The organism is Thermofilaceae archaeon, from assembly GCA_038731975.1.
GTDB lineage: Archaea > Thermoproteota > Thermoprotei > Thermofilales > Thermofilaceae > JANXEW01.
Genome location: JAVYQJ010000003.1, coordinates 60,604 through 84,812, shown reverse-complemented (window position 1 = coordinate 84,812; position 24,209 = coordinate 60,604). Strand labels below are relative to the sequence as shown.

Below are 24,209 nucleotides of genomic sequence, written 5' to 3'. Positions count from 1 at the left end.
ACTATGGAATGTAGTTTACCTCCCTCATCATCTTCTCAATTGCAGAGACGAGTTGGTTGCTCCTGTCCAATACGTACCTCCTTGGTCGCTCCCCTAGCGCTTTGACAACACCGATTCTTTCCAGCCGCTTTAAAACGGTTCCGGCGTTGTAAAGCGCTGCCCTGGACTCGATAGAGTACTTCGTTAGTGGAGTTTGCGCAGTGAGTAAGACTCGTAGAACTCTCAGGGTCTTTCTAGAACCTCTAAAGAGTTCTTCGAGCGGGTGGGGCTCCATAGTTGATCAGGAGAACCACGCTTCTAGCGTGTGTTGCCTAAGGGTTGATTGATAGGCTTTTTCTAACCTCTCGATGGCATTAAGAACCCTTTCTCTCGAGAATTGATGCTCATCGCATAAGAACTCGATAATCCCATCCTTGTCTGGAGCGTGCCACGCTACTTCGTAGTCTTCCGTGGTTTCAGGCTCAAGGAATATCTTAATCACGTCAGCCGGCTTAACGGGGAAGTCCCATCCGACTACCTTAGCTATCGTATCGATGTCTGCGAAGTCCTTCACCAGCTTTAGAGCCCTCTTAGGTCCTACACCCTTGACGCCTCCGGGGTTGTAGTCGGTGCCCATCAGCAACCCAATGTAGACGAGCTGAACTCTCGTGATGCCGTAGTAGTTTAAGAGCTTGTCCAGCTCGATCAGCTCTGGCTTCACTTCAACGTATTCATCGCGTCGAGGGAGCTTTCTCCTCCCGCTAATGGTCACATTTCTGACTAGCCTCGGTGCACCGTAGAGCAGGGAGTCGTAATCCTGGCTCGCGGCTGCCCAAACATCGCCTTTAGCGGCCATGAAGGCGGCTTGCGCCTCGCCGTCGGCTGGCGCTTGAACCCATGGCACACCCATTAGGCTGAGGAGCTTCTTTGCATCGTTCACCATCGATGTAGTTAAGTACGATGCCTGTTGAGCGTAAATCCTGGCCTCTTCGAGCTCACCCCGTTCGAGGGCTTCCATGTACTTCTGCTCGGCCTCCCTCCTCGCTTTCATTCTGCGTTCCAGCTCAGCCGCCTTGAGCTCCGGTGGTTTTCCGTCAAAAACGTAGACCGGTTTTATACCCTTCTCAAGTAAATTGATAGTTCGATAGAAAAGCCCGTTTAAGTGACTAGTAACTCTGCCGTACGCATCCATGAGGGGGGTTCCATCCGGCTGCCTGATGGTAGCTAGAAATTGGTAGAGGGCATTGTAAGCGTCGAGGGCTAAAGCCTTCCCGGAGAGTTTTTCCAACTCGATTTCCACCTTGACGGGGGCTACCAGCTCGCGCAGTTGAACCCCCATGTTCCCTTCGTGATGTACGTGATGGCAGCTTAAGAAAATAGCGGTTCACTACCGCGTGCTTAACTATCTCCTGGGAACAGCACGCTTAAGATTCGTTTAACTGACGCGCTTAAGTGAGCCTCAAGATCTTAACGAGCTTCTGAAGGCGTTCGAACCAGCTGCACCACCCTTCGCGTTCCTTCAACTTTGACGTAGCCCCGTAGCTCGAGCGTCATTAGGAGTTTAAGAAACTCGCTGCGGGGGAGTTCGCCACCCGCGTTCTCGACAGATTTTCTGACACTCTCGTAGAGATCCTTCTCCGTGATAGTCCCCCTCTTGAGCAGCTCTACCAGTATTACGTGAAGTATGGAAGTCATACCTAGCTACACGTAAAAGCTTACAGGAGAGATTCTTCCTTGAAGCATCTTCTTCGACCTCTCCGCCCAGGATTCATAGTACTTGAGCATCTCCGGCGTCAGACTCGGCTTCACTTTCTTTAACGCTTCTTCAAAGTGCCTCATGTGCACTTTCTCAGCGCCGGGGTTTTCCCTCATTGCCAGCATGCCCGCTTCTCTAACCAGGAGCGCCAAATCGGAACCCGCGTATCCCTCCGTCGCGTCCGCGATTTTCTCGAGGTCTACGTCTTCGGCTAGCGGCATTCGCCTCGTGTGCACTTTGAGGATTTCAAGCCTTGCAGCCCGGTCGGGCGGAGGCACGTAGATGATCCGGTCAAACCGGCCGGGCCTCAACAAAGCCGGATCAATAATGTCGGGCCTATTCGTCGCCCCCATCACTACAACGCCCTCCATCTTCTCTAATCCATCCATCTCGGTGAGCAATTGACTGACCACGCGCTCAGTCACTCCTGAATCGGCGTAACCGAGCCCTCTCAGCGGCGCTAGCGCGTCTAACTCATCTATGAACACAATGCAAGGTGCTGCCTGTCGAGCTTTCCTGAATATCTCTCTGATTGCTCTCTCGCTTTCGCCAACCCACTTGCTGAAAATCTCCGGGCCTTTAACCGCTATGAAGTTCGCCTCACTTTCTGTCGCAACCGCCTTCGCCAACAGAGTCTTACCACAACCCGGCGGACCGTAAAGCAGCACACCCTTCGGAGGGTCAATGCCCAACCTCTTGAACGATTCTGGGTACCGTAACGGCCACTCGACCGCCTCCCTGAGCTGCTGCTTCACTTCTTCGAGCCCGCCCACGTCACTCCAGCGCACATTTGGCACCTCGATTTCTATCTCGCGAAGCGCGCTCGGTGTTATTTCCCTGTACGCATCCATGAAGTCTTGCATCGTGACCTTCAACTCGTCGAGTACGTCAGGCGGTAGCTCACCCTTGCTTAAATCGATCTTCGGTAGTATTCTGCGGAGGGCTCTCATAGCAGCTTCCCTACACAGCGCGGCGAGATCAGCACCAGTGTAGCCATGTGTGATTTCAGCTAGCTTCCTCAGGTCCACATCCTCGGCTAAGGGCATGTTCCTCGTGTGAACCATCAGAATCTCGTACCTACCGCGCTTATCGGGCACGGGGATCTCAATTTCCCTATCGAAGCGCCCCGGCCTTCTAAGAGCAGGATCTATGGCATTAGGTCTATTCGTCGCAGCTATTACGATCACATCCCCTCGGGCTTCGAGACCATCCATTAGGGCGAGGAGCTGTGCTACCACACGTTTCTCGACTTCTCCCGTTACTTCCTCCCTCTTGGGCGCGATCGCGTCAATCTCATCAATGAAGATTATCGCCGGCGCGTGCTCTTTAGCCTCTTCGAAAATCTCCCTTAACCTCTGCTCGCTCTCGCCGTAGAACTTGCTCATAATCTCAGGGCCGTTGATGGCGATGAAGTAAGCTTCGGTTTCATTTGCAACGGCTTTGGCTAGCAAAGTCTTACCACAACCTGGGGGCCCGTAGAGTAGAACACCCTTTGGAGGATCGATACCCAACCTCTTAAAGAGCTGTGGGTACTTCATCGGAAGCTCTACCAGCTCTCTTATCTTCTGCTTGGCCTCTTCCAAGTCTCCAATATCATCATACGTTACACGCGGGATCCTCCCGATTTCGACCGGCTTCTCTAAAATAATGACTCGACTGTTCTCGGTTATGACGACTGCACCTGGGGGTTTCGTAGCTACCACGGTGAAAGGTATGTTCTGCCCCAGAACCGGTACCTGCACTATATCCCCCTCTATTATCGGTCTGTCGAGGAGCCTCTTCTTGGCGTAAGCGATGAAGTTCTCATCCACCGTTAACGTCATCGAGGTTGGGGAGAGCTTCACCAGCTCTGCAGCTTTGATCTCGGCCCGCCTAACCCTGACCTTCTCTCCTATGCTGACTCCAGCATTCTTCCTCGTCCACCCATCCATCCTTATAATCCCAGTGCCCCTATCCTCCGCGTACCCAGGCCAAACTAGAGCTACAGTCTTCCTCCTCCCCTCGATTTCGACCGCGTCGCCAGGCGCTAGGCCTAGCTTCTCCATCGCCTCCTCATCGATGCGCACCCTTCCTCGCCCAGCTTCATTATGCCGAAGCTCGGCAACCTTAAGCTCGATCTCCTTAAGCTCCTTCTCCGGCATAGACAATCCCGCCAATCCAATCGGTAAAAGAGCCGGACCTTTTAACGTTATCTCGCTGAGCTACAGCACGCCGGGGACTCGCCTCTCCTCCCCACTCTGAGCAACAAGCAAGGGATTGAGCTTACCCTCTTTCGCTAGCTTACCAAAGTACTCCTTGAACTGAGACGTATGTAGAATGTCTAGCTCGAGCAACTGCTTCATAATCTCCCACGCTTTTCTTTGAACGTCTTCCAGCATTTCACGCGGCATGTGACCAATGATGAATGGATCCTGAAGCCACCTATCGAACGCCTCTAGAGTTCTTATCATGTGCCTGAATGCGACGCGTGTAGCTAGCACCAGCTCTAACCTATCTGCGTCCTTAAGTTGCTCCTCAACTTTAGCCATCGAGGCTAAGATCACTTTCTGAGTTTCAACCCAGTGCTCTAGGCTTGTGAGAAAAGCCCTCGTTGATGGAAGCTCACTCATACTTGATCCTACTAATAGCGCAGACCAGCCTATTTAACGTTTTGCCCAGATGGTAGTCGAACGGTCTATCGTCATAAAACATCACGTTTAGCACCGAAGCTACACAAAAAGCAGTAACAACTACTAGAACGCGTAAATTTCTTCTAACTCTCTTTACTTACGAAGTACAAGCTGTCAACTATTCTAAAATCGAGCAGTGTAGTTTACAGCTCATCTACATGAACTCCTGTAGCGCTCAATAGCCTCCTCAATGCGTTTACGCGCTTCAACGCCTCCCATCCATCCCTCCACTTTCACCCATTTCCCCGGTTCCAACTCCTTGTAATGCTCGAAGAAGTGCTCGATTTTACGCCTCAAGGCCTCCGGCAGTTTTCCAATATCGTCCACATCCGAGAAACGGGGATCTATCTTAGGAGAGGGAACGGCCACCACCTTAGCGTCGGGCCCCTTCTCATCACGAGTGAGGAGGACGCCGACCGGCCTGCACTTTATCACAGAGCCTGGCAGTAGCGGTTCGTGACTCAGAACGAGCACATCGACGGGATCTCCATCTTCCTCCAGTGTACCGGGGATGAATCCGTAATTAAACGGGTACACCATCGAAGTGTAGAGTATCCTGTCTACGAAAAGAACGCCACTCTCCTTATCCATCTCATACTTGACGTTACCACCCTGCGGAATTTCGATTACGACGTTCACCTCTTCAGGAGCCTTCTCACCCGGACCGATGGCCTTCATCAAGTATCCTTCCCTCACATTGTTGAAAAAGTTTCTGCGAAGCTAGACTGATATATTCTTGAGCTGGAGCATCTAATCGTGAGCTGCGTGTTCTGCGAGATCGCAGCTGGGAGAGCTCCTGCGTACATAATCTTTAGGTCAGACCGCGTCATTGCCTTCCTGGACAAGTACCCCATACAGAGCGGGCATACGTTAGTAGCTCCTGTCGAGCACTACAGGGATCTTCTCGAAACGCCTGATGATATTCTCTTCGAACTGACGAGGGTCGTTAAGCTGGTAGCCGGCGCCCAAGTGCGCGCCCTAGGTGCTAGAGGTGTTAGAGTAGTGCAGAACAATGGTTCGGCAGCAGGCCAAGTAATATTCCACGTGCACTTCCACGTCATCCCCTTCTATGGTTTACCGCAAGGAGGAAGAAAAGAGTTAGATCCTCGCGAAGGGGAGAGAATCGCTCGAACTCTCTCAACAGCACTAGCCGATATTGAATTGGCGAAACGCTAATTAGGGTTAGACTCGTACTAATCTTACATGCTCACCGCGGTCATTCTAGCTGGAGGGAGAGGTACCCGCTTGAGACCTTTTACCTACCATAGGCCTAAGCCGCTCATGCCCGTTGCCAATAAGGCTGTTATTGATTACATACTCGATATCATCGAGTTTAGCAACTTAGTGGACAGGGTTTACATCTCGCTCGATTACTTAGGCCATATGATAGCTGAGCACGTCAGAGAGGAGCCCCGTTCGATCGAGGTTATACCCCTCGTCTACAGCTCGATCGACACAGCCGACTCGGTGCGTAGGCTGCGCCACCTTTTAGATGACGATTTTATCGTCTTGATGGGGGACATTATCACCAACTGCGATCTCGCGGCTTTTTGGCGCTTTCACAAGGAGAAGAAAGGCGTAGCCAGCGTGGTACTTAAGGGCGTGGATAACCCCTGCCACTACGGCCTCGCATTCCTCTCGCGCAACGATAAGATCGAGCTTTTCATGGAGAAGCCGAGGGGCTACGATCTCTATCTGGCAAGCTTAGCTGTCGGACCCAAAGCGAGGTACACATACGCAAATCTCGCCAATGCCGGCATCTACGCCTTCTCGTACTCCATTCTCGATATTCTTGATGACAACCCCCATCTCCTTGACTTCGGGCGGCACGTCTTCCCCTACCTCGTGGAAGAAGGGTATCCTGTTTACGGCTGGGTTTCTGAACCTTGCTACTGGATAGACATTGGTACGCCACCAACATATTTTCAGGCAAATGTGGACGTTCTCGACGGTCTCGCGTCACCACTTCGACCCGCTGGAGTGTATAGCCGCGGCATATGGCTCAGTAACCCGAAGAGCGTCGAGGGGGTTGTTCGGCCGCCCGTGGTAATAGGGAGCGAAGTGAGAATCGAAAGGGGGTCTGTGGTAGGGCCTTATGCAGTACTGGGCAACTGGGCGGTTGTAGAAGAGGGGGCTGTCATCGAGAGGAGCATTATCATGGATGGGGCCAGTATAGGGTATAAGGCTCGCATCTACGAGAGCATCGTAGGATCGAGGACGGAAGTGGGCAGCGAAACCCTTCTGTATAAGTCGATAATCGAGGATCTCACGAGAATACCTAGCGGCACAAATATTTTTGACCGTATTTTAGTCACCAAGGAGAGGGGGGCTGTAATTGAGCTTAGAGCTCGAGTGGGATGAAGGGCAAATACTCGGAATAGCGAATCAGACTTTGACACCGGACATAGCGGCAAGCCTCGGCGGTGCTCTAGGAACCATGCTAGGAGAAGGTGCGCTCGTGGTCACGGCACGCGACAACTACCCCCCATCCCGAATGCTGAAGCGGGCGTTCTCGGCAGGCCTCATGTCGACCGGAATCTCCGTCATGGATTTTCATTCTGCGACGACCCCCGAGCTTATCTTCGCTATAAAGAGGCTAGGTGCAAAAGCTGGCGTACAATTCACCGTAGCTCCGCTCGAGCGTGACGGTATAGCGATTAAGATCTTCGACTCGCAGGGGCTTGTATTCTCTATTGAGAGAATGGAGGAGCTATTCGATCGCGCCGGCTCGGGGAAGATCGTGAGAAGCCTACCCGCTGCGATAGGATGGGTTACCTACGCTGAGTATGTACACGATATATACGCAGCAGCCATTGCCGGCTACCTTGACTCGCACACGATCGCCAGCAAACGGTACAGGATGGTCTGCGACGTAAACTTTGGCCCAGCGTCGGAGGTCCTCCCCAACCTGTTCTCAGAACTGGGTATCGAAGGGGTAATGCTCAACGCTCATCGGCCACCCTTCAGAGGCTCTGTGACACACATGCCTGACCCCCACTCCATTGAAATACTGAAGGGAATCGTAAGAGCATCTGACGCTGCACTTGGAGTCAGCTTCTGCGCGGATGCCACAAGAGCCCTAGTCGTTGACGATGAGGGAAAGCCCTTATCCGGCGAAGAGGTTGCCAGCTTAATTGCACTCGGGATGCCTGCTGGCACGCGCATCATTGTTTCGGAGTCTATGGGCTCAATGATAGACGAAGTTTGCAAAAAGATTGGAGCAAGAGTGGTTAGGGTCAGAGGATTGAAGCACGACCTAATTAGAGCGGCCAGGCGTTCAGGCTCTCATCTAGTAGCTACGAGCGGAAACGAGATAATCTTCACGGATTTCTCACTCTCACCCGACGGGATGCTGGCTACGTTGAAACTGTTAGAGTATATAGCCAAAACGGATCAATCGCTGTCATCAGCAAGGGATTCTCTCCCGAAAGTACAGATGATATCCAGGACGGTCAAGCTAGGCGGTGTCAACTACTTAAGCGCTTTGAAGGCGATTTACAGGAGTTTTAGGACGGCGATGCTAACCATAACGGGCCTTAGAGTCAGAGTTGACAGTATATGGGTGAACGTTGAGGCGTCCCGCGATAGGATAGAGCTCAGCTGCGAAAGCGTAGAGGGGGCTGACGAGATCATCGATAGGTTCGCCGAAAAAGTGAGCGGCTTAATCAGAGAGCTCAAAGTCGAGAGCGCCAGCTAGGATGCTAAGCTTAGGCGTGGATCTAGCCGGCAGCCCTAAACGCCCCACTGGTATGTGCATCATAGACGAGGGTCTCAACGCGAAGACCTGGATCGCATACAACGATGAGGAAATAATACGCGCTGTCCTCGAGTTCCGCCCTAGCGTTGTGGCCATAGACGCTCCTCTCTCACTGCCTCTAGGACGCTCCAGCATAGATGACAGGACAGGTCCTCACTTCAGGGAGTGCGATAAGGCTCTCAGGAGTCTTGGCATACGGTTCTTCCCGGTCACGCTAGGTCCGATGCGAGCTTTAACCAGAAGAGGTATGCAGTTAAAGAACGACCTCGAAAAAAGAGGTTACACCGTGATCGAAGTTTACCCGGGTGGGGCTCAGGATCTGCTAGGGATCCCTCGAAAGAGCGCTGGCCTAGACGCGCTGCGATTGGGTCTTGAAAGAATAGGCATTAAGCTGGCAAGCCCTTCACCCGGTCCCGATGAGCTTGACGCGGTAACCGCTGCATACGTGGGCTTGCTTTACCTTCGTGGAGAAGCTTTAGCTCTCAGCGGTAAGGATGGTTCAATCATTATGCCAAAGCCTCCTCCAGAATTTCTGAAAGAGAGGCAAGAACGAAGTCGGGCTTCAAAGGTGAGGAGGAGAGCTCGTCCAAGGTAGTAGACCCCGTGAGGACGAGCGCTGCCGCCATGCCCAGACGCTTAGCTCCGGCAATGTCAGTATCGATTCTATCGCCCACAACCAGCGTTTTAGAGGGATCTAAGCACTTTTCCTCTAAGACCATCTCGAACATCGTCGAAGAGGGCTTCCCGATAACTACGTCTGGCTTTCTGCCCGAAGCTCTTTCTAAAGCTGCCACAATCGCGCCCGCACCGGGAAGCACGCCGTCCTCAACAGGTAACGTGGGGTCCTCGTTCGTAGCTACGAATAGCGCGCCACGATTCAGGCATTTGAGCGCATCGGCCAACTTCTGATACGTAAGATGCCTGTCTATTCCCACAACTAGGCACTCTGCATGCTGTGGGTCTGTGAGTTCGATACCTTCCCTCTCCAACTCTTCCACTAATCCCTCCTCGCCCACCACGTAAACCCTACTCACGCGTATTCTCCGTAGCACTCTCGCCGTAACGTAGCTGCTACAGTAAATGTCGCCTAGCGAAACGTCAAATCCCATTCTGCGCATCTTCTCCAGGTAACCGTTCCGTGAGAGTGAAGCATTGTTAGTAACGAAGACTACCACTTTTCCAGCTGCTTTAAGAGCTTTTACCGCTTCACGCGCACCTGCGATCGGTTTATCTCCTCTCCAGAGGACACCGTCACAATCGAGGATGAAGCCTTCGAAAGGAAGAAAAGGCTGCTTAATCCTCACGTTCATGGGCTTCTAGAGGCCTCTCCTGATGGCCTTTAACCCCAAGTAGACTGCCTCCCCCGCTAAGTACTCTTCTATCCTGAGTAGCTCGTTGTACTTAGCCGTTCTCTCGCCCCTCGCTGGCGCGCCGGTCTTTATTTGGCCGCAGCTCAGCGCGACAGCAATGTGAGCAATGGATGTGTCTTCGGTTTCACCACTCCTGTGCGAGACGATTACGTTAAGCCCGCACCTTTGAGCTAGGTGTGCCGCCTCTAAAGCTTCGGTCAACGTTCCTATCTGGTTAACTTTGAGGAGGAGCGCGCTCGCAGCGCCCACTTCAATTCCTTTCATAAGGCGCTTAACGTTCGTTACGAAGAGATCATCACCAACGACTTGCACGCCCCGCTGTTTCAACTTGCTGGTAATCTCCCTGAATCCCTCGAAATCCTCTTCCTCGAGGGGGTCTTCCAGCGAAACTATCGGGTATTCGTTGACCAACTCCAGGTAGTAATCTATCAGTTCACCCCTACCCAGCTCCTTACCGTCGATTCTGTAGCGTCCCCCAGCGTAAAAACTTGAAGCCGCTGCATCGAGTGCTAGGACGAACTCGTTGCCCGGCTCATAGCCAGCCTTCTTAATCGCTTCGATGAGCGCGTCTAAGGCCTCCCTGCTCTCTTTCATGGGTGGAGCAAAACCGCCCTCGTCTCCGACGTTGATGGAGCTCTTACCGTACCTCCAGACGAGGACTTCCTTGAGACTGTAGTAAACTTCGCAAGCCATTCTAAGCGCTTCCGAGAACTTGTCACTCCCCACGGGCACTATCATGAACTCCTGGATGCTCAACTCGTTGCCTGCGTGCTTGCCACCGTTAATCACGTTCATAAGTGGGGTAGGCAGCACTCGCGCGAGCTTTCCACCCAAGTACTGGAAGAGCGGCATTCCGTAGGTCGAAGCAGCAGCTTTAGCCGTGGCTAGCGATACCGCTAGTATAGCATTCGCGCCGAGCTTCGACTTATTCGGCGTGCCGTCCAGCTCGATCATAACTTTGTCGACCCTCTCCTGATCCCTCGAGTCCATGCCGATTACTCGCTGGGCTATCAACCCGTTGATGTTGGACACGGCTCTTTCTACACCTTTCCCCTGGAACTTCTTACCACCATCCCTAAGCTCCAGCGCCTCGTACGTGCCACGTGAAGCACCGGCAGGTACGGCTGCCGTTCCAATGCCACCACCGGCTGTAACTACATCGGCCTCGACGGTGGGGTTTCCTCTCGAGTCTAAGATCCACCTACCCTTTACGAGAACTATCGTGAACTCGTTCTCTACGAGTGGGGTTTCGCTCATCAAGCTACGCGCGCGGAGAAGGTTATAAAACCATTATCTTTATGCTCTTGAATGGTGCAAGCCGAGCAGCGGAGAGACGATCGCCAAAAGTATTTTTATGGGCAGAAATTCCATCCTGTGGGGGCGCGTAGGGTTAAAGGAGCCGTCCTTTGCGGTGGCACCGGCTCACGATTAAGGCCTTTGACCTACTACTTCCAGAAAACAATGATACCGATCGGTCTCAAGCAGAAGCCGCTTCTCGAGTACGTCATCCGACTGATGAAGTACCATGGGATTGTAGACGTAGCATTACTCGTGAACTACAAGGCTGAGCAAATCATGAACTATTTCGATGATGGGAGCCGTTTCGGAGTGAGGCTCGAATACGTCCACGACGACCCCAACTACAGGGGGAACGGGGGTGCTCTACTCAACGCTAGCCGCAGGGGGGTCTTCTCCGGGTTTGACGACGTGCTCATCTACTACGGGGACATTCTAACCAACCTTGATCTCACAGATATGCTACGCGTACACCGTGAGAAGGGTGCTGCAGCCACTCTAGCTCTCTCAACCAACTATACCGTTAGCGTGGGCGTAGCAGAGGTCGCAGGTACGAAAATCGTGAGCCTCAGGGAGAAACCACCGTTGGGCAAGCCTGTCGTGATAGGGGTACTCGCAGTAAAAACAGAGGTGCTGAAAATCCTCGAGGAGTTAGCGAAACCTCTGCAAGAGCTGGACCTCATGCAGCACTTCATCCCGCAGCTAATAGAGCGTGGTTACCACGTTGAAGGCTACCTGACCGATGCCTTCTGGTACGATGTAGGCTCAACGGAAAGGTACGAGAAACTCGACCCGCATGTTGTGGACGAGGTGCTAGGCTTTCTCCTAGCTTAGAAAACATCCTAAACGCGTCTGCAACCTACTCGAGCATGACCCTCAGAGATGTCATACGAATAATGAAGTCCTAAATTCGGAGAATTCTGATAATCATCCGGTAAAGGTAAGTAGCGAAGGTAAAACTCGAAAAGGAGACAACGTACGGCAGCGCAGACTCAGCTTAGACGCGCCTACCCCTGCGCCCGCCGGGTTTCCTTATGCTATCAGTAGGCAGCGGTGTGACGTCCTCCACCCGATCTACTATTAAACCGGCTCTGACAAGCGCTCGGATTGCTGGCCCCGCGCCCGGTCCCGGGGTCTTAGGACCGTAGCCGCCAGGGGCTTTTACTTTCACGTGAACCACCCTTATCCCTTTCTCCAGTGCTATCTTAGCAGCCCGTGCTGCAGCTTGCATGGCTGCCCAGGGGCTGGGCTTATCTCTGTCGGCTTTAGCGATCATTCCACCCGTTACGAAGGCTATAGTCTCAGCACCGCTGAGATCCGTTATGTGGATTATTGTGTTGTTGTAGCTGGCGTAGATCCACGCTATACCCACGTCACTCTTCCTAGACCCCCCGTGCCCCTTATCGCTCGCTCGCGCTTCTTCACTCACAATCCTCACCTCCGAAAGCCATATTTTAAACTTGGTTTAAACTTGAGCACCAACTTCGCCTGATGCACTCCGGGCTAGGGGTGATAGCGGATAGAAACCAATCAGCCCCTCCTCCTCCCTTGACACCATGTATCCAGGGCTCCTAACTCGTCGCCCCCCTATCGCTATGTGGCCATGCGTTATTAGTTGACGCGCGTGATACAGGCTGGTAGCCAACCCCCTCTTGTAGACGATCGTCTGAAGACGCCTCTCGAGAACATCCTCAACCGTCAACCTGAGAATGTCGCTTAGCGATGCTTCCTCGCTCGCCAGCAGCCCAAGGTGATAAAGCTTGGATATCAGCGGCTTTGCACGAGCCTCTCTCAGTTCTGGAGGTAGCGCAAGTAGCCGTCTAGCCCGCATCCTCCATCTGCGGAGCATCGTCTTAGCGATCCAAAGCTCCCTCTTATTGCGCAAGCCGTACTTACCTATCAGATAAAGCTCCTGCGCTAAAACGTCCTTACGCCAAGGATGCGCAGGCCCCTCCCACTTTTTCTTCGGTTTTTTCGGATCCCCCATCCAGAACACCTACTTCTTCGGTTTCTTTACGCCTACTGTAATGCCCGTTCTACCCGTGGTTCGAGTCCGCTGCCCCCTGACCTTAAGCCCCAGCATATGCCGTATTCCTCTCCAGCACTTTATCTCCTTCATCAAATCTATGTCACTCTTCACCGTGAGCACAAGATCGGCTCCGATCAAGTGCCTGTCAATGCCGAGCCGAGGATCCCGTCGCCTGTTGTAAAGCCAGGAGGGTAAACCTAGTTTATGCAGCTCTCTCACAGCCTCATCAACCTTGCTTATCTCCTCCTCCGTAAGGGAACCAAGCTTCCTTCCCGTGTCGATTCCGAGCTTGCGACAGAGCGCGTACGCGGCATTTACACCGATGCCTTTTATCAAGGATAGAGCGTAGACTATGTTTTTGTCCCCTGGAAGATCCTTATCCGCTATGCGGACTATGTACTTGAACTCCTGCTCAGCCATACGATCGTCAAGCCCACTTACTCGTGCTTTTAACTCTTCTGCTATAACCCGCTGTCTGGAGTGGCGCCGGGGCCGGGATTCGAACCCGGGAGCCCCGAAAGGGGCAGTGGCTACCCGAAGCCAGTACTCCAGGCCACCGCCTTGGTCCGCTCGGCCACCCCGGCAAGGGGAGCATTGCTCAGCTCTCTATTAAACTTGTTTCCCTCATACGCATGTACCGTTGCCTCGCTGAAGCGCAGCGGCCTCCAAGAAATGCCCATCGCGCCGGTTGATGCTTAGTAATCGGTCATGGCTTCTTACTGCTACCCCACATTCTTGGGTAGGTTCCAGGCTTCATAATGACAGCTTCAGGCTTAACCGCCTCCCCCTTCTTTGCAGCAAGCATTTGCTCGCTCCTCATTAGGGCTCTACCTATCGCCACCAACTCGTTCTTTTTCGTGAAGATTGCAACAACATCCCCAACTTTGATCCCTGCATCAATAAGTAGTATTCCGGGTACCGCTAAAGGAGCCCCGTGAGCGATGGCGTCGACCGCGCTGTCGCGAACAACTATGCGAGGCAAGTGTTCGACGACCCGCTCGACAGGAACCACCACTCGCCTTATGTAGTCCTCATTACCCTCTTCTCTCCAGGCTGCGAAGGCGTCAGCAACGTCGTGCAACGTGACGCTCTCCTCTTCCTTAAGGCTGCCACTCCTTACCCTCCTGAGCTCCTGCATGTGGGCACCTACTCCAAGCAGGACGCCGACATCGTGACAGAACTTTCTGATGTAAGTGCCCGCCTCGCACCATATCCAGAACAGCACGTCCCTGCCCGCAACTTCTAGGACTTTTACGTCGTAGATGCGCCTAACCCTTAACGCCCTCTTGACAGCAGACCTGAGCGGAGGCCTCTGATAGACAGGCCCCTTAAACATGCTGACAACACGCTTTACTTCATCCTCGTCAGCATCGCCGTGCAACCTCATGACGCCAACGTACTCCTTGTCTTCGGCCAGGAGGTAAGGCACAACCTTTATCGACCTGTTGAGTAGTATGGGTAAAACACCTGTCACTTTGGGATCAAGAGTGCCTGCATGCGCGATCTTCTCGATACCGGTGATCCTTCTTAGCCAAGCGACGATCTCGTGACTGGAAGGCCCAGGCGGCTTATCGAGGTTTATGGCTCCAAACTCCAGCAGCTCGTCTACGCTGCGCTCCTCAGGACGCTTACCGTAACTCGAAATCGGCTCCTCATCTCTTATGAGAACCTCCCTGGACCTCCCTTTTGGAGCAGCTTCAATCATGCTTTAATTAGCGGCTTTAACGGTGCTCTCATTTCGTTAACTAACCCAGCTTTCTCGAGAGCTTGAAGAACAACCTCGTCATTAGCACCCTTGGGTATATCAATCTTGTACGGCAACGGTTCCAGATGCTTTACGTTAACCCTCCTTCTCTTTACTCCGGTAAGTGTTTTGGGGCCTGTTACCAAGACAAAATTATCGTCGATTATGTCCACTACGACACACTTTCGGCCAGCTTCTCTGCCGGCAATCTTCACGCAAACTCTGCCAACGTCGAAGATCCTCATAGCGGTATGGGCTCCCCCACTACCGCTTAAAAATATGTTTCCACCAAACCTTGGTAGAGATTCCCACTCGATGCTCCCCCCTACGTTGTGGAAGTAGCCACAATTCATCAGTTACCGCTTCAGCGTTCAGTGAAACTGTGAGAGCGTACCAGTTGAATGAGGAAACACGTTTAACCTACCAGTAGGAATGGCGCGAAGAGTGTGTGACCCCCGGTTGTTGATAGACATATTCTTAAGCTCCAACTACCATTTTGTCGGGAGGACAGGCGTGGAGGAACGTCGTCGAATGCTCGCCGAGTTGCTGAGGCTACAAGGTGTGATAAGGAGTGAGAAAGTGATGCAAGCCTTCCTAAAGGTGCCTAGAGAGGAGTTCGTTCTTCCCGAATACAGGGATGAGGCGTACGAAGATCATCCTCTACCGATCCTAAAGGGACAGACAATATCCGCGCCTCATATGTGCGCTATAATGTGCGAAGCGGCAGAAATCGAAAGAGGGGATACAGTGCTTGAGGTAGGTACTGGGAGCGGGTATCAAGCAGCCTTATGCGCTGAGATCGTTTCACCTACCGGTGAGCCGTTAGAGGGGGTCGTTCTCACAGTGGAGGTGGTGGCGGAGCTGGCCCGCTTTGCTCGTGACAACTTGAAGCGGACGAAATACTACGACCGCGTACATCTCGTTGTAGCGGACGGCAGCTGCGGTTCGCCTGTTAGGGAGAATTTCCGGTTTAAGAGGATCCTTGTCACAGCTGCAGCTCCCACTATTCCGCCACCTTTGATAGAACAGCTAGATGAAAACGGCTCGTTGGTTATTCCCGTGGGGCCGCGATGGCATCAGCTACTAGTAGCCGTAAGAAAGAAGAGGGAGGGGCTTGTCAGAGAACCAATCACTTACTGCATATTTGTTGCGCTGAGAGGGAAGTACGGTTACGATGATTGCAATTGAATGTGTTAGAGCTAGGGGTCATCCTCTCGTGCGAGCTACTCACAGGTCTACGCTTGAAATCACGTGCGATCCGTGGCTGACGAAAAGGGGTGATTGCATAATCGCGATTGACGCCGACAAAGGAGCCATGCACCTATCCCCCTCTTTTAAAAGACTAGCAGCCAACGACGCAACACGCATTATAATTGTCCTGGTTTGCGAGGGACTTGTAGAAGTCATCAGGGCGTGGGGGCACTCTTGCTTAACATTCGAGAGCCCAAACTCGCTGGTGGTCAGGCGCAGTTCGTTCATTGACGGACGAACAGTAGCCGTGAAAAGCGATAAAGCGGCCATTCACTTAGATCGGCGCATGATAGCTCTGCTCCAGCGCTCAGCCGAGCTCGAGGCGTACCTTTTCGCGCTCAGCAAGGATGAAGATGCAATAGAGTCTAAGATCTTGGAACTATTTAAAAGCGCTCATGCGTGAATCCTTCCATGCGTAAGGTGAACGTGCTCGTTACTGGTCGCCCCGGCGTAGGTAAAACCACGCTTGTGATGAAGGTTGTTGATGAAGTGAGGGGCCTCGGTTTTAAGGTGGGAGGTTTTATCTCGCGTGAAGAAAGGGCTGGTGGAAGCCGCATAGGGTTCGTACTGATCGATTTAGCAACGGGGGAACAGGCTTACCTGGCGCGCGTGGGTACAGGGACTCCTCGCATCGGCAAGTATGTTGTTTTTGTCAATAACCTTGAGCGGCTCGGTGTTAAGGCTGTCATCGAGGCCGTTGGTTCGGCTGATCTGGTCGTCATCGATGAAATAGGCCCGATGGAGCTGCTCTCGCAAGCTTTTAGGAGAACTGTGCTGCATGCCCTCGACTCTTCAAAGCCGGTTTTAGCAACAATACACTATAGGGCTAGAGAAGATCCCTTCGGTAGAGAGCTACTTTCGCGGAATGACTACCTCATGTTTACAGTGACCGAGAATAATCGCGAGACCCTTTACCTACAAGTGGCTAAACTAATACGTGACTCTTTGAGAAACGGGCCTCATTAGTTTTAACTTGCCTTAGACAATCTAGGATGGCAAACTATCTTAAGGAATCATGAAAACGTTGAACTTGACTGAGAAGCGCTACGGATTCACGCTCCCAGATAAGCGATGATTCTACAGGGTTCTTTTCGCGCGTTGAGGAACATCCCTTAAATCTTGAAAGCTTACTGAGCGCCTGTGCAGCCCATCTTTGATAAGATCCTAGTGGCAAATAGGGGAGAGATAGCTGTGAGAATTATCAGAACTGCGAAAATGCTCGGGATCAAGACGGTAGCCGTTTATTCCGACGCTGATCAGAATGCCCTTCACGCGCTCATCGCGGATGAGGCTGTATGGGTCGGGGGGGCCGATCCTTCTGAGAGCTACCTCAACGTCGAGGCCATAATCAACGCTGCTAAAAGCACGGGAGCAGAGGCCGTCCACCCAGGCTACGGCTTTCTCTCTCAACGAGCCGATTTTGTTGAAAGACTGGAGGAGGAGGGGATCACTTTCATAGGGCCCCCCGCCAGAGTACAGAAGCTTGTTGGTGACAAGCTGGGGGCTAGGAGATTCTTCCAATCAGCGGGGATTCCTGTCGTTCCTGGAACATTTGAGCCGGTCGATCCGCGCGATGCACCCAGCGTTGCGGAGGAAATGGGTTATCCAGTAATCGTGAAACCAGCTGGAGGGGGAGGGGGGATTGGAATGCGGGTAGTGTGGAATGAGCACGAGTTAAGCATGGCCATGCGAGACGCTAGCGAGCTAGCAGGCAAAGCGTTTGGCCGCGTTGAGGTATATCTAGAGAAGTACCTGCCTAAAGCAAGGCACATCGAGGTACAGATAATAGGCGATGGGTTAGGTGGCGTTTACCACCTTTTCGAGCGAGAATGCTCGGTGCAGAGAAGATTTCAAAAAGTTGTTGAGGAGGCTCCCTCCCCCGCTTTGACATGGGAATTGAGGCAGCAATTGCTTTCCGTAGCGATTAAAGCCGCAAAAGCGTGCGAGTACGTAAACGCTGGCACCTTCGAGTTCCTCTTTGACCCAGAGAGCAAACGCTTCTACCTGCTGGAGGTTAATTCGAGGATTCAAGTTGAACACCCGGTAACGGAGATGATCACAGGTGTCGATATCGTTAAGGAGCAGATACTGGTTGCCGGAGGCGAGGGTGTGAGCTTTAAGCAGGAGGACGTTACCATTCGGGGACACTCGATTGAGGCACGAGTTTACGCTGAAGACCCCTTAAACAACTTCGCCCCCTCACCCGGACGATTAACCAGTTATAGAGAACCTTCCGGGCCGTATGTAAGAGTAGATAGCGGGTATTACGCTGGATGCGAAGTCCCACCTTTTTACGATCCTCTATTGATGAAAATAGTTAGCTGGGGTAGTAATAGAGAGGAGGCTAGGAGGAGGCTGATAATCGCGATCGAAGAGACGGTTGTTAAGGGGGTCGCTACGAACTTAGGCTTACTCCACCTCATATTGAATGACGAAGCCTTCGTAAAGGGAGACTACAACACGAGATTCTTCGAGGAGAGAAAGATCCTGCAGAGGCTCGAGAACCACATCGTGAGAGAAGTGCATTTCCCCGAGCCGAAGGAGCATGCCGAAGACCGTAAGCCTCATGCTAGAGTCGAAGTGGACATATGGAAGCTAGCATCGCGCATAGGAGGATGACGCACCCATTTGATAAGGGGAAAGCGCGTGCTCTAAGGAGCCTGCTACGCTCGATCGAATTGGGGCTAGTCGATCCGGATGTTATCCCAATCCTATCCTTGATAAACGGTTCAGCTGACTACTACACGACGAGCAGCTGCAGCGGTCGGATACAGCTAGCGGCTACACGCTTGCCCGGCGAGAAGTTCCATATGTTGGTGATCGCCAAGTGGCATGAGCCCGTGTCACCAAGCTCGCTAGTAGAAGTCCTCGAAGCTTGCCGCTTCGAGGACTTGTGGCTCTCAGTGCAGGGACCGATACTCCACATTGCGTGCAAAAGCCTCGATGCCGCCCGACAGTTAATCTCAGCTGCCAGAGCAGCTGGTTTGAAGCACAGCGGAATCATGTCGATAGGGAGCAGCGTAATGGTTGAGCTAATAGCGTCTGATAAGATCGAGACCCCAGTGAGATTGGATGGCAAACCGGTTCTAAGGGATGAAGTTCTGATAAACTTCGTTGAGCGTGCTAACGAGGTATTGATGAGAGCTAAGGGGAAGCTGTCCCGATTAGAGGGGGCGCTCGAACCTTTGCTAAGAAATGAATAAAAGGCGGGTCTCAGGTTACCCCATCGTGATAATTCCCATCCGATGCTTCACTTGTGGAGCGCTGATAGCCGACAAGTGGAATAAATTTGCCGAAAGAGTGGCAAGGGGGGATGATCCTGCGAAAGTTCTAGACGAGTTGGGAGTAAAACGCTACTGCTGTAGGAGGATGCTTCTCTCACACGTGGATCTAATAGACACCGTGCTTAAATACGAGCAATACTCTCCCTAGCTCAACGGTAACTCTTCTGGCGCTTAGCCCTCGCCGATCTACCGCCCGGCTTTTTGGGCTCAGCCTGCCTGGGATCCTCAACAAGCAAGTGCCTATCGTACTTGCGGTAGAGCTCCCTGAGGGCATCAGAACCCGTCCACTCCACGAGTGCTCTGGCGATAGCTGTGCGAATTGCTGAAGCCTGCCCCATTATGCCTCCGCCATAGGCTTCGGCGTATACGTCAACCTTGCTCACTATGTCCTCCCCCGCTAGGTATAATGGCTCACTTATCTTTAGTCTAACAAGCTCCGGCTCGAGTATCTCTAGTGGAACTCCATTGATGAAGACTCGGCCCTTACCTTCCTTCACAACTACTCGCGCTCGAGCGGTTTTCCTCCTAGCGGAAGCGATTACAACCTTCACCATACCTTACACCCTATTAGCGTGGAGAGCTCGCCCAACGTCACGTACTCCGTCTCAGGGTTCTTCAGCTTTGCCTCCTCTGGAACCCACTTTTCAAGGCTCTCGTACTCCGATGGTACCCCTAGGTAAACCTTAAGGCGCTTGAAAGCTTCCCGCCCTCTAGCCTTCTTGTAGGGGAGCATGTTTCGCACCATGCGTCGAAGTATGGTGTCGGGTCGCCTAGGGATTTTAGGACCCTTCTTCTCAGGGTTGTAGTGAGTCCTCCACTCGCTCACCCTCTTCATGTACCATTCAACAACTCTCCTCCTCTTCCCAGTCACAATAGCCCTTTCCGCATTCACTATGACTACGTCATAACCCTTTAGCAGCAGTTTAGCCGCAATGCTGGCAATCCTCCCCGCGACTAACCCCGATGCATCAATTACTATTCTCGAACGCTTTTCAAGCTCCATCTCGTAACCCTCACACCCTGCCGTTAAAAGGTTTTTAAATCATACTAGAATGCGTACCCCACTACCTCGTGGGTTTCGCTCAATGAGCTGAGGGATTGTTATCGCCTCACCACCTGCAGCCACTATCTTTTCACGAGCTTTTTCACTAAAAGTGTAAGCCGCAACCACAACGCGATGGTTCAGCGTACCGCAACCAAGAACTTTGCCAGGAATAACAACGGCATCACCATCCTGTGTGTAGCGGTTTATCTTACTGATGTTGACAACTGGTCGGGTCCGCGCTGGCCTTTCCAGTAGCTCAGCAACCCTCCGCCATATTGGTGCCTTGTTCTCTCGAGCTTTCTTCCTCAGGTAGTGTATCAACCTTCTGAGATGCACGTTAGTTGAAATCGTTCTCTTCATTGCTCACCCCCCGTTTCGCACCACCCCTATTACACTTCTTTTAAGCCTGCTGCTCGATTAGATGCCTTTTGAGTATCTAGGCTAGCGAAGATCACTTAGGAGGTGCACGTTCACTTTATTTGATAAAAAGCCAGCTCTTCACTCACATACTTTGAAATCCACCACGTTCAAGTTAAGGATTCTTATCTAACTAATTCCTTCAGATAGCGAGTTACACATCTGGTAGCACAGTTTTACTGAAACCCTAGTGAAACCTTCAGGTTTCTAAAACGCTTCGTGCTATAGAAATAATAATTTTTGAATTTCATTTATAAAATTATCTATTTTCCAGATAATCCTTCTCATCGCCACATCTACGATCTTAGAAATCGGAAGAATCCCATGATTTTCCACTTTAAATATGAACTTCGTGTCATCCCACGAGACCTTTATCACTCCTGGACAAGCTTCTTCGCAAGCCCTACACATTGTGCATTCCTCAATTTTGCTGTCGATAACCTTTATCTTCCCACCGTCTATACTTAAGATCCCTTTGGGACAAGCTTCTATGCATTTTTCACACTTTGCTCCACATTCTTCTTCCAGTATAGTTAATCTCGGGTAGTACTTGTAGGCCGCTAATGCAGCCTGCCACTTAGCATGCTCTTTTCCCGTACCCATCTTCGCGTAAGCTTCGAGTACGACCTTCTGACCCGAGGTTAGCTTTACGATTGGTATCAAGTCTGAAACCGGCTTCACTTCCGCACCGACAAGCGATGCCATTTCGCCTATGAAACCGCCAAACTTCATGTGCCCTGAGTAGACAACCATCGGCTTTTCAGCTTCAACTTCTAGTGTAAAAGTGGCTACACAGCTATCCCTCTTGCCCTCTTCGTAGCATTGCAGTAGGGTTTCGTAGGTATCTGCATCTACTTTCAACGGTATTAGCGCTAAACGATGAGCTAGGATTTCATCGAAGAGCACGGAATTATTCTCGATAATCACTACTTCATCAATGGCTAATATGGGAACATCGGCCATCAATACTCTCCTTAGAGTGTTCGCCACGGCTGGGGTAACGTTCTCTAGAACGAACTCACAGTAGTTCTCCTCGATTTTCTTTATAGTTATGCGGGGGCCCTCGCTTGGCAAGGTGAACCCCTACCTTGTCGGCTTCTGTTTCCTACCCCTTAAGAGCTCCTTGAGAGCAACACCGTTAACCTTGATCACTTTGAAACGAACGCCCGGCAGGTCGCCGTAGGCTTTACCTTCAGGCCCTCCTATACGCTCTATCACAACCTCATCGTGCTCGTTTATGAACAGTAGCCCGCCATCGCCTGGTACAAAGGCTGTTACCACTTTCCCGTTTTTAATAAGCTGAACTCTTACGCATTTGCGCACAGCGCTGTTGGGCTGCCGGCTTTCTACACCGACTTTTTCGAGCACGATACCTCTGGCCATCGGCGCTCCCTCGAGGGGATCGTACTCTTCCTTAAGACGTAGCATCCTGCTCTTATACTCCGCATCGCTCCACCTAAACTTCTTGCGCTTTTTGATCAGCTTCCTAGCAGCGTACAGTCCTTTCGGAGACTTTGAACCAGGCATGCTAAGTGCGCACCCCCTTCTAGTTTTTAAGCTTTTACTTTAACGCGACATCAACCCCGAAGTATCTTCGTGCAAGCAACTTCGCTCGTTTAACGTTCCTCCCCCCCTTCCCGATAGCCAACCCTTTCTGCTCTGCTGGAACTTCTACGATAGCTACTTTACTCCCGTTACTGTTCTCTCTCATCTCGATAGATAGAACCTTTGCTGGGAATAGGGCAGCTCGTATCAGGTCATCTAGAGTCAGTCCTTGTTCTACCACCTCCACGTCTTTCCCTATCAGTTTCTTCATTAGCTTGGCATTCGCTCCTCCTGCACCTATCGCTTTACCGGCCATACCCCGCCTGACGATAAAGATCAGGCGATTGTTTTCCTCGTCGTTAATGCAGTCTAGAACTTCCACCTGCGTAAGCGCTTCAAAAAGGGAGATGTATTGCATCTCTTTTTCAGTCAGCTTGATGTTCGCCATAGTCTACACCCCACTCAACCTTTCACGACATCAAGTATGTTGCTCTCACCAGGATCCAAGATAGCCATGGCGGCAACTACGAAAGGCTTGTTGCAGACTGCGCCTAAGTCCCATGAGGTGCCTGGGAATTCGTAAAGAGGCGTTCCACTCAGTTTACAGTATTTCTCCACATCCCTCCTGATCTGCCCTGGAATATTGGAAGCCACTATAACTAGCTTTGCTCTTCCGCTAGTAATGGCTGAGAGCGTCTCCTTTGATCCAATCACCACCTTCCCAGTTCTCAACGCCGTCTGTATCTCTCTTACAATATCCATAGCATCACCATCGTAGAGCGTTGGTAACCAATTCTTAGCATCTCCTTGGGGGCTACCCGGACTCGGCCTATAAAGTTAGCGTGAGAGCGTTTGCTCTCCTGCTTCACCAACACTGCTCTCTCTACCGGATAGCGGGTACCGCATTAGCAGTTTAACGAGACCTGTGCCCAGCGGCACGACGCGCGATCCTACTATTACATTTTCGATAACACCCCTCAACTCATCGAGCTCGCCCCTAGCTGCCGAGTCTATAAGGTGCTTTACGGTCACCTCGAAAGCCGCTCTGGCTAGCACACCTGGCTTCTCGCCCGCAACACCATGCCGACCTACCTGTCTCACCCGACCATTGAACGTCATTGCGTCAGCAACAAGCATGATGTGGCGTATATCAACGTCGAGCCCCTGCTCGTCGAGGACCTTCTTCATCTCTTTGATTATCATCGTCCTTGCAGCTTCTATCCCCAGCACTTCGGCAATCTCGTGGATGTTATTGCTTATTGTCCGTCTGTAGTCAACGCCCTCTATACTGAGTGCAGCGACCAAATTCGATCCTTCAGTTATAATCTTGTACTCTCCCAGCTTCTCGTCGTAGCGCACAACCGCTCTCTTAATACCCTTTACACCCTTCACCCTCTGCGTCCTTACTTTATCGTACAATTTTCTCAGTTTTGTTACATCATCCAAGCCGGTCCTGAAAAATATCGTATATCCTTCCTGTTCCACACTTCCCTTCTTCCCCTTGATTCTGTTTAGAGCTTTCACGACATCGCGAGGTTCTATCCCTCGGTTCTCCAACACCTCCGGGTCTAGCTCGATGACTATCGAATAGTCGATGTAATCGATCGTTATCGCTTTGGCTACGTTCTCAATTGTTGTCAGTTCAAGCTCACTAGCGATCTTTAGAGCCTTCTCCCTACTTTTTGCGTAATCGCCTTCGAGGTATACTTCCATTATAGGCGTTGAGACCGTCTTCCTCGCATCGACGATTTCTATCAGGCGGGGTAAACCCAATGTTACGTTGAGCTCCCTGACTCCAGCGAAGTGAAATGTTCTCAAGGTCATTTGCGTGCTAGGTTCGCCGATGGACTGCGCCGCGACCATCCCCACAGCTTCTCCAGGCTCAGCGAGACTCTTAGTGTACTCGTGAACCACTCGCTCAACCACTTTCCTCGCCTCGTCCTCCGTCAAGCCTGCAGCTACAACTTCCTTTACAACCTCTTCTACCAGGCTCTGGGGAAGTACGTGAGCATAAGGCTCTAACAGTGATCTAACTTCCTGCTCGCTTACACGCACCCCCTTTGCCAC

Annotated in this window: 31 protein-coding genes and 1 tRNA gene; 10 read left to right on the top strand and 22 right to left on the bottom strand. The window is 51.9% G+C overall.

What is annotated here, in order from left to right; all coding sequences use genetic code 11:
- Window position 1: 1 nt before the first annotated feature.
- The 6 genes from QXF46_03045 to ppa form a co-directional block, all read right to left on the bottom strand.
- Window positions 2-274, bottom strand: a complete 273-nt coding sequence (locus QXF46_03045) for a hypothetical protein (protein ID MEM0225828.1) — start codon at window positions 272-274, stop codon at window positions 2-4.
- 6 nt (window positions 275-280) lie between these two features.
- Window positions 281-1,318, bottom strand: a complete 1,038-nt coding sequence (gene fen, locus QXF46_03040) for a flap endonuclease-1 (GenBank protein MEM0225827.1) — start codon at window positions 1,316-1,318, stop codon at window positions 281-283.
- A 128-nt stretch (window positions 1,319-1,446) separates the two neighbouring features.
- The gene (locus QXF46_03035; GenBank protein ID MEM0225826.1) at window positions 1,447-1,674 is read right to left on the bottom strand and encodes a hypothetical protein; all 228 of its coding nucleotides are present in this window, start codon (window positions 1,672-1,674) and stop codon (window positions 1,447-1,449) included.
- Between the two features lie 6 nt (window positions 1,675-1,680).
- Window positions 1,681-3,891 carry a CDC48 family AAA ATPase gene (locus tag QXF46_03030; GenBank protein MEM0225825.1) on the bottom strand — a complete coding sequence of 737 codons (2,211 nt, stop codon included), beginning with the start codon at window positions 3,889-3,891 and terminating at the stop codon, window positions 1,681-1,683.
- A 45-nt stretch (window positions 3,892-3,936) separates the two neighbouring features.
- Complete coding sequence (locus QXF46_03025; protein MEM0225824.1) at window positions 3,937-4,344, bottom strand: DUF2153 family protein; 408 nt, start codon at window positions 4,342-4,344, stop codon at window positions 3,937-3,939.
- Between the two features lie 210 nt (window positions 4,345-4,554).
- The gene (gene ppa, locus QXF46_03020; protein MEM0225823.1) at window positions 4,555-5,082 is read right to left on the bottom strand and encodes an inorganic diphosphatase; all 528 of its coding nucleotides are present in this window, start codon (window positions 5,080-5,082) and stop codon (window positions 4,555-4,557) included.
- Window positions 5,083-5,160: 78 nt separating this feature from the next.
- Between ppa and QXF46_03015 the strand changes: the two genes are divergently transcribed.
- From QXF46_03015 to QXF46_03000, 4 genes are read left to right on the top strand one after another with little or no spacing between them, the layout of a single operon-like run.
- Window positions 5,161-5,580: an HIT family protein gene (locus QXF46_03015; GenBank protein MEM0225822.1), complete on the top strand. Its 420-nt coding sequence runs from the start codon at window positions 5,161-5,163 to the stop codon at window positions 5,578-5,580.
- Window positions 5,581-5,607: 27 nt separating this feature from the next.
- Entirely contained in the window at window positions 5,608-6,765 is a 1,158-nt protein-coding gene (locus QXF46_03010) for an NDP-sugar synthase (protein ID MEM0225821.1), read from the top strand.
- Window positions 6,740-8,101, top strand: coding sequence for a hypothetical protein (locus QXF46_03005; GenBank protein ID MEM0225820.1), 1,362 nt, complete (start codon window positions 6,740-6,742; stop codon window positions 8,099-8,101). The genes QXF46_03010 and QXF46_03005 overlap by 26 nt, the downstream gene beginning before the upstream one ends.
- Window position 8,102: 1 nt before the next feature.
- Window positions 8,103-8,756: a DUF429 domain-containing protein gene (locus QXF46_03000; GenBank protein ID MEM0225819.1), complete on the top strand. Its 654-nt coding sequence runs from the start codon at window positions 8,103-8,105 to the stop codon at window positions 8,754-8,756.
- Here QXF46_03000 and QXF46_02995 read toward each other — a convergent pair.
- Together QXF46_02995 and eno are read right to left on the bottom strand one after the other, a co-directional pair.
- A complete protein-coding gene (locus QXF46_02995) occupies window positions 8,668-9,471 on the bottom strand; it encodes a phosphoglycolate/pyridoxal phosphate family phosphatase (protein MEM0225818.1) in 804 nt (267 codons plus the stop codon). The genes QXF46_03000 and QXF46_02995 overlap by 89 nt on opposite strands.
- Window positions 9,472-9,477: 6 nt before the next feature.
- Entirely contained in the window at window positions 9,478-10,788 is a 1,311-nt protein-coding gene (gene eno / locus QXF46_02990; protein MEM0225817.1) for a phosphopyruvate hydratase, read from the bottom strand.
- A gap of 117 nt (window positions 10,789-10,905) precedes the next feature.
- Here eno and QXF46_02985 point away from each other — a divergent pair, with 117 nt between their 5' ends.
- Window positions 10,906-11,661: a nucleotidyltransferase family protein gene (locus tag QXF46_02985; protein ID MEM0225816.1), complete on the top strand. Its 756-nt coding sequence runs from the start codon at window positions 10,906-10,908 to the stop codon at window positions 11,659-11,661.
- Between the two features lie 163 nt (window positions 11,662-11,824).
- Here QXF46_02985 and QXF46_02980 read toward each other — a convergent pair whose 3' ends face one another.
- The 6 genes from QXF46_02980 to QXF46_02955 all read right to left on the bottom strand — a co-directional run bounded on the left by QXF46_02980 (window position 11,825) and on the right by QXF46_02955 (window position 14,845).
- Window positions 11,825-12,256 (bottom strand): 30S ribosomal protein S11, encoded by a 432-nt coding sequence (locus QXF46_02980; protein MEM0225815.1) that lies wholly within the window; start codon window positions 12,254-12,256, stop codon window positions 11,825-11,827.
- A 36-nt stretch (window positions 12,257-12,292) separates the two neighbouring features.
- Entirely contained in the window at window positions 12,293-12,814 is a 522-nt protein-coding gene (locus tag QXF46_02975; protein ID MEM0225814.1) for a 30S ribosomal protein S4, read from the bottom strand.
- 9 nt (window positions 12,815-12,823) lie between these two features.
- Window positions 12,824-13,276, bottom strand: a complete 453-nt coding sequence (locus QXF46_02970; protein MEM0225813.1) for a 30S ribosomal protein S13 — start codon at window positions 13,274-13,276, stop codon at window positions 12,824-12,826.
- A 61-nt stretch (window positions 13,277-13,337) separates the two neighbouring features.
- Window positions 13,338-13,440 (bottom strand) — tRNA-Ser (locus tag QXF46_02965).
- A gap of 122 nt (window positions 13,441-13,562) precedes the next feature.
- Entirely contained in the window at window positions 13,563-14,561 is a 999-nt protein-coding gene (locus tag QXF46_02960; GenBank protein ID MEM0225812.1) for an RNA-guided pseudouridylation complex pseudouridine synthase subunit Cbf5, read from the bottom strand.
- Complete coding sequence (locus tag QXF46_02955) at window positions 14,558-14,845, bottom strand: 50S ribosomal protein L14e (GenBank protein ID MEM0225811.1); 288 nt, start codon at window positions 14,843-14,845, stop codon at window positions 14,558-14,560. Before QXF46_02955 ends, QXF46_02960 begins: the two co-directional genes overlap by 4 nt.
- Window positions 14,846-15,044: 199 nt before the next feature.
- Between QXF46_02955 and QXF46_02950 the strand changes: the two genes are divergently transcribed.
- The 5 genes from QXF46_02950 to QXF46_02930 all read left to right on the top strand — a co-directional run bounded on the left by QXF46_02950 (window position 15,045) and on the right by QXF46_02930 (window position 19,283).
- Entirely contained in the window at window positions 15,045-15,788 is a 744-nt protein-coding gene (locus tag QXF46_02950; GenBank protein MEM0225810.1) for a protein-L-isoaspartate(D-aspartate) O-methyltransferase, read from the top strand.
- Window positions 15,789-16,262: 474 nt separating this feature from the next.
- Window positions 16,263-16,817, top strand: a complete 555-nt coding sequence (locus QXF46_02945; GenBank protein ID MEM0225809.1) for an NTPase — start codon at window positions 16,263-16,265, stop codon at window positions 16,815-16,817.
- Window positions 16,818-16,991: 174 nt separating this feature from the next.
- The gene (locus QXF46_02940; protein MEM0225808.1) at window positions 16,992-18,470 is read left to right on the top strand and encodes an acetyl-CoA carboxylase biotin carboxylase subunit; all 1,479 of its coding nucleotides are present in this window, start codon (window positions 16,992-16,994) and stop codon (window positions 18,468-18,470) included.
- Window positions 18,440-19,054, top strand: coding sequence for a hypothetical protein (locus QXF46_02935; protein ID MEM0225807.1), 615 nt, complete (start codon window positions 18,440-18,442; stop codon window positions 19,052-19,054). Before QXF46_02940 ends, QXF46_02935 begins: the two co-directional genes overlap by 31 nt.
- Window positions 19,055-19,079: 25 nt before the next feature.
- Window positions 19,080-19,283 (top strand): DNA-directed RNA polymerase subunit N, encoded by a 204-nt coding sequence (locus QXF46_02930; GenBank protein MEM0225806.1) that lies wholly within the window; start codon window positions 19,080-19,082, stop codon window positions 19,281-19,283.
- A 1-nt stretch (window position 19,284) separates the two neighbouring features.
- Here the strand turns inward: QXF46_02930 and QXF46_02925 are convergent, their stop codons facing one another.
- The 8 genes from QXF46_02925 to rpoA2 form a co-directional block, all read right to left on the bottom strand.
- On the bottom strand, window positions 19,285-19,689 hold the full coding sequence (locus QXF46_02925; protein MEM0225805.1) for a 30S ribosomal protein S9: 405 nt from the start codon (window positions 19,687-19,689) through the stop codon (window positions 19,285-19,287).
- The gene (locus QXF46_02920) at window positions 19,683-20,138 is read right to left on the bottom strand and encodes a 50S ribosomal protein L13 (protein MEM0225804.1); all 456 of its coding nucleotides are present in this window, start codon (window positions 20,136-20,138) and stop codon (window positions 19,683-19,685) included. Before QXF46_02920 ends, QXF46_02925 begins: the two co-directional genes overlap by 7 nt.
- 39 nt (window positions 20,139-20,177) lie before the next feature.
- Entirely contained in the window at window positions 20,178-20,540 is a 363-nt protein-coding gene (locus tag QXF46_02915) for a 50S ribosomal protein L18e (GenBank protein ID MEM0225803.1), read from the bottom strand.
- A gap of 279 nt (window positions 20,541-20,819) precedes the next feature.
- On the bottom strand, window positions 20,820-21,671 hold the full coding sequence (locus QXF46_02910) for a DNA-directed RNA polymerase subunit D (protein ID MEM0225802.1): 852 nt from the start codon (window positions 21,669-21,671) through the stop codon (window positions 20,820-20,822).
- A 9-nt stretch (window positions 21,672-21,680) separates the two neighbouring features.
- Entirely contained in the window at window positions 21,681-22,124 is a 444-nt protein-coding gene (locus tag QXF46_02905; GenBank protein ID MEM0225801.1) for a 30S ribosomal protein S12, read from the bottom strand.
- Between the two features lie 34 nt (window positions 22,125-22,158).
- Window positions 22,159-22,590, bottom strand: coding sequence for a NusA-like transcription termination signal-binding factor (locus QXF46_02900; protein ID MEM0225800.1), 432 nt, complete (start codon window positions 22,588-22,590; stop codon window positions 22,159-22,161).
- 14 nt (window positions 22,591-22,604) lie between these two features.
- Window positions 22,605-22,904, bottom strand: a complete 300-nt coding sequence (locus QXF46_02895) for a 50S ribosomal protein L30e (protein ID MEM0225799.1) — start codon at window positions 22,902-22,904, stop codon at window positions 22,605-22,607.
- A 75-nt stretch (window positions 22,905-22,979) separates the two neighbouring features.
- Window positions 22,980-24,209 carry a DNA-directed RNA polymerase subunit A'' gene (gene rpoA2, locus QXF46_02890; GenBank protein ID MEM0225798.1) on the bottom strand — a complete coding sequence of 410 codons (1,230 nt, stop codon included), beginning with the start codon at window positions 24,207-24,209 and terminating at the stop codon, window positions 22,980-22,982.

Excerpts from the sequence above, each read along its gene's own strand:
- QXF46_03045 (MEM0225828.1), bottom strand. The coding sequence starts at position 274 with ATGGAGCCCCACCCGCTCGAAGAACTCTTTAGAGGTTCTAGAAAGACC.
- fen (MEM0225827.1), bottom strand. The coding sequence starts at position 1,318 with ATGGGGGTTCAACTGCGCGAGCTGGTAGCCCCCGTCAAGGTGGAAATC.
- QXF46_03035 (MEM0225826.1), bottom strand. The coding sequence starts at position 1,674 with ATGACTTCCATACTTCACGTAATACTGGTAGAGCTGCTCAAGAGGGGG.
- QXF46_03025 (MEM0225824.1), bottom strand. The coding sequence starts at position 4,344 with ATGAGTGAGCTTCCATCAACGAGGGCTTTTCTCACAAGCCTAGAGCAC.
- ppa (MEM0225823.1), bottom strand. The coding sequence starts at position 5,082 with ATGAAGGCCATCGGTCCGGGTGAGAAGGCTCCTGAAGAGGTGAACGTC.
- QXF46_03010 (MEM0225821.1), top strand. The coding sequence starts at position 5,608 with ATGCTCACCGCGGTCATTCTAGCTGGAGGGAGAGGTACCCGCTTGAGA.
- QXF46_03000 (MEM0225819.1), top strand. The coding sequence starts at position 8,103 with ATGCTAAGCTTAGGCGTGGATCTAGCCGGCAGCCCTAAACGCCCCACT.
- QXF46_02995 (MEM0225818.1), bottom strand. The coding sequence starts at position 9,471 with ATGAACGTGAGGATTAAGCAGCCTTTTCTTCCTTTCGAAGGCTTCATC.
- eno (MEM0225817.1), bottom strand. The coding sequence starts at position 10,788 with ATGAGCGAAACCCCACTCGTAGAGAACGAGTTCACGATAGTTCTCGTA.
- QXF46_02975 (MEM0225814.1), bottom strand. The coding sequence starts at position 12,814 with ATGGGGGATCCGAAAAAACCGAAGAAAAAGTGGGAGGGGCCTGCGCAT.
- QXF46_02970 (MEM0225813.1), bottom strand. The coding sequence starts at position 13,276 with ATGGCTGAGCAGGAGTTCAAGTACATAGTCCGCATAGCGGATAAGGAT.
- QXF46_02960 (MEM0225812.1), bottom strand. The coding sequence starts at position 14,561 with ATGATTGAAGCTGCTCCAAAAGGGAGGTCCAGGGAGGTTCTCATAAGA.
- QXF46_02955 (MEM0225811.1), bottom strand. The coding sequence starts at position 14,845 with ATGAGGATCTTCGACGTTGGCAGAGTTTGCGTGAAGATTGCCGGCAGA.
- QXF46_02945 (MEM0225809.1), top strand. The coding sequence starts at position 16,263 with ATGCGTAAGGTGAACGTGCTCGTTACTGGTCGCCCCGGCGTAGGTAAA.
- QXF46_02935 (MEM0225807.1), top strand. The coding sequence starts at position 18,440 with ATGGAAGCTAGCATCGCGCATAGGAGGATGACGCACCCATTTGATAAG.
- QXF46_02925 (MEM0225805.1), bottom strand. The coding sequence starts at position 19,689 with ATGGTGAAGGTTGTAATCGCTTCCGCTAGGAGGAAAACCGCTCGAGCG.
- QXF46_02920 (MEM0225804.1), bottom strand. The coding sequence starts at position 20,138 with ATGGAGCTTGAAAAGCGTTCGAGAATAGTAATTGATGCATCGGGGTTA.
- QXF46_02915 (MEM0225803.1), bottom strand. The coding sequence starts at position 20,540 with ATGAAGAGAACGATTTCAACTAACGTGCATCTCAGAAGGTTGATACAC.
- QXF46_02905 (MEM0225801.1), bottom strand. The coding sequence starts at position 22,124 with ATGCCTGGTTCAAAGTCTCCGAAAGGACTGTACGCTGCTAGGAAGCTG.
- QXF46_02900 (MEM0225800.1), bottom strand. The coding sequence starts at position 22,590 with ATGGCGAACATCAAGCTGACTGAAAAAGAGATGCAATACATCTCCCTT.
- QXF46_02895 (MEM0225799.1), bottom strand. The coding sequence starts at position 22,904 with ATGGATATTGTAAGAGAGATACAGACGGCGTTGAGAACTGGGAAGGTG.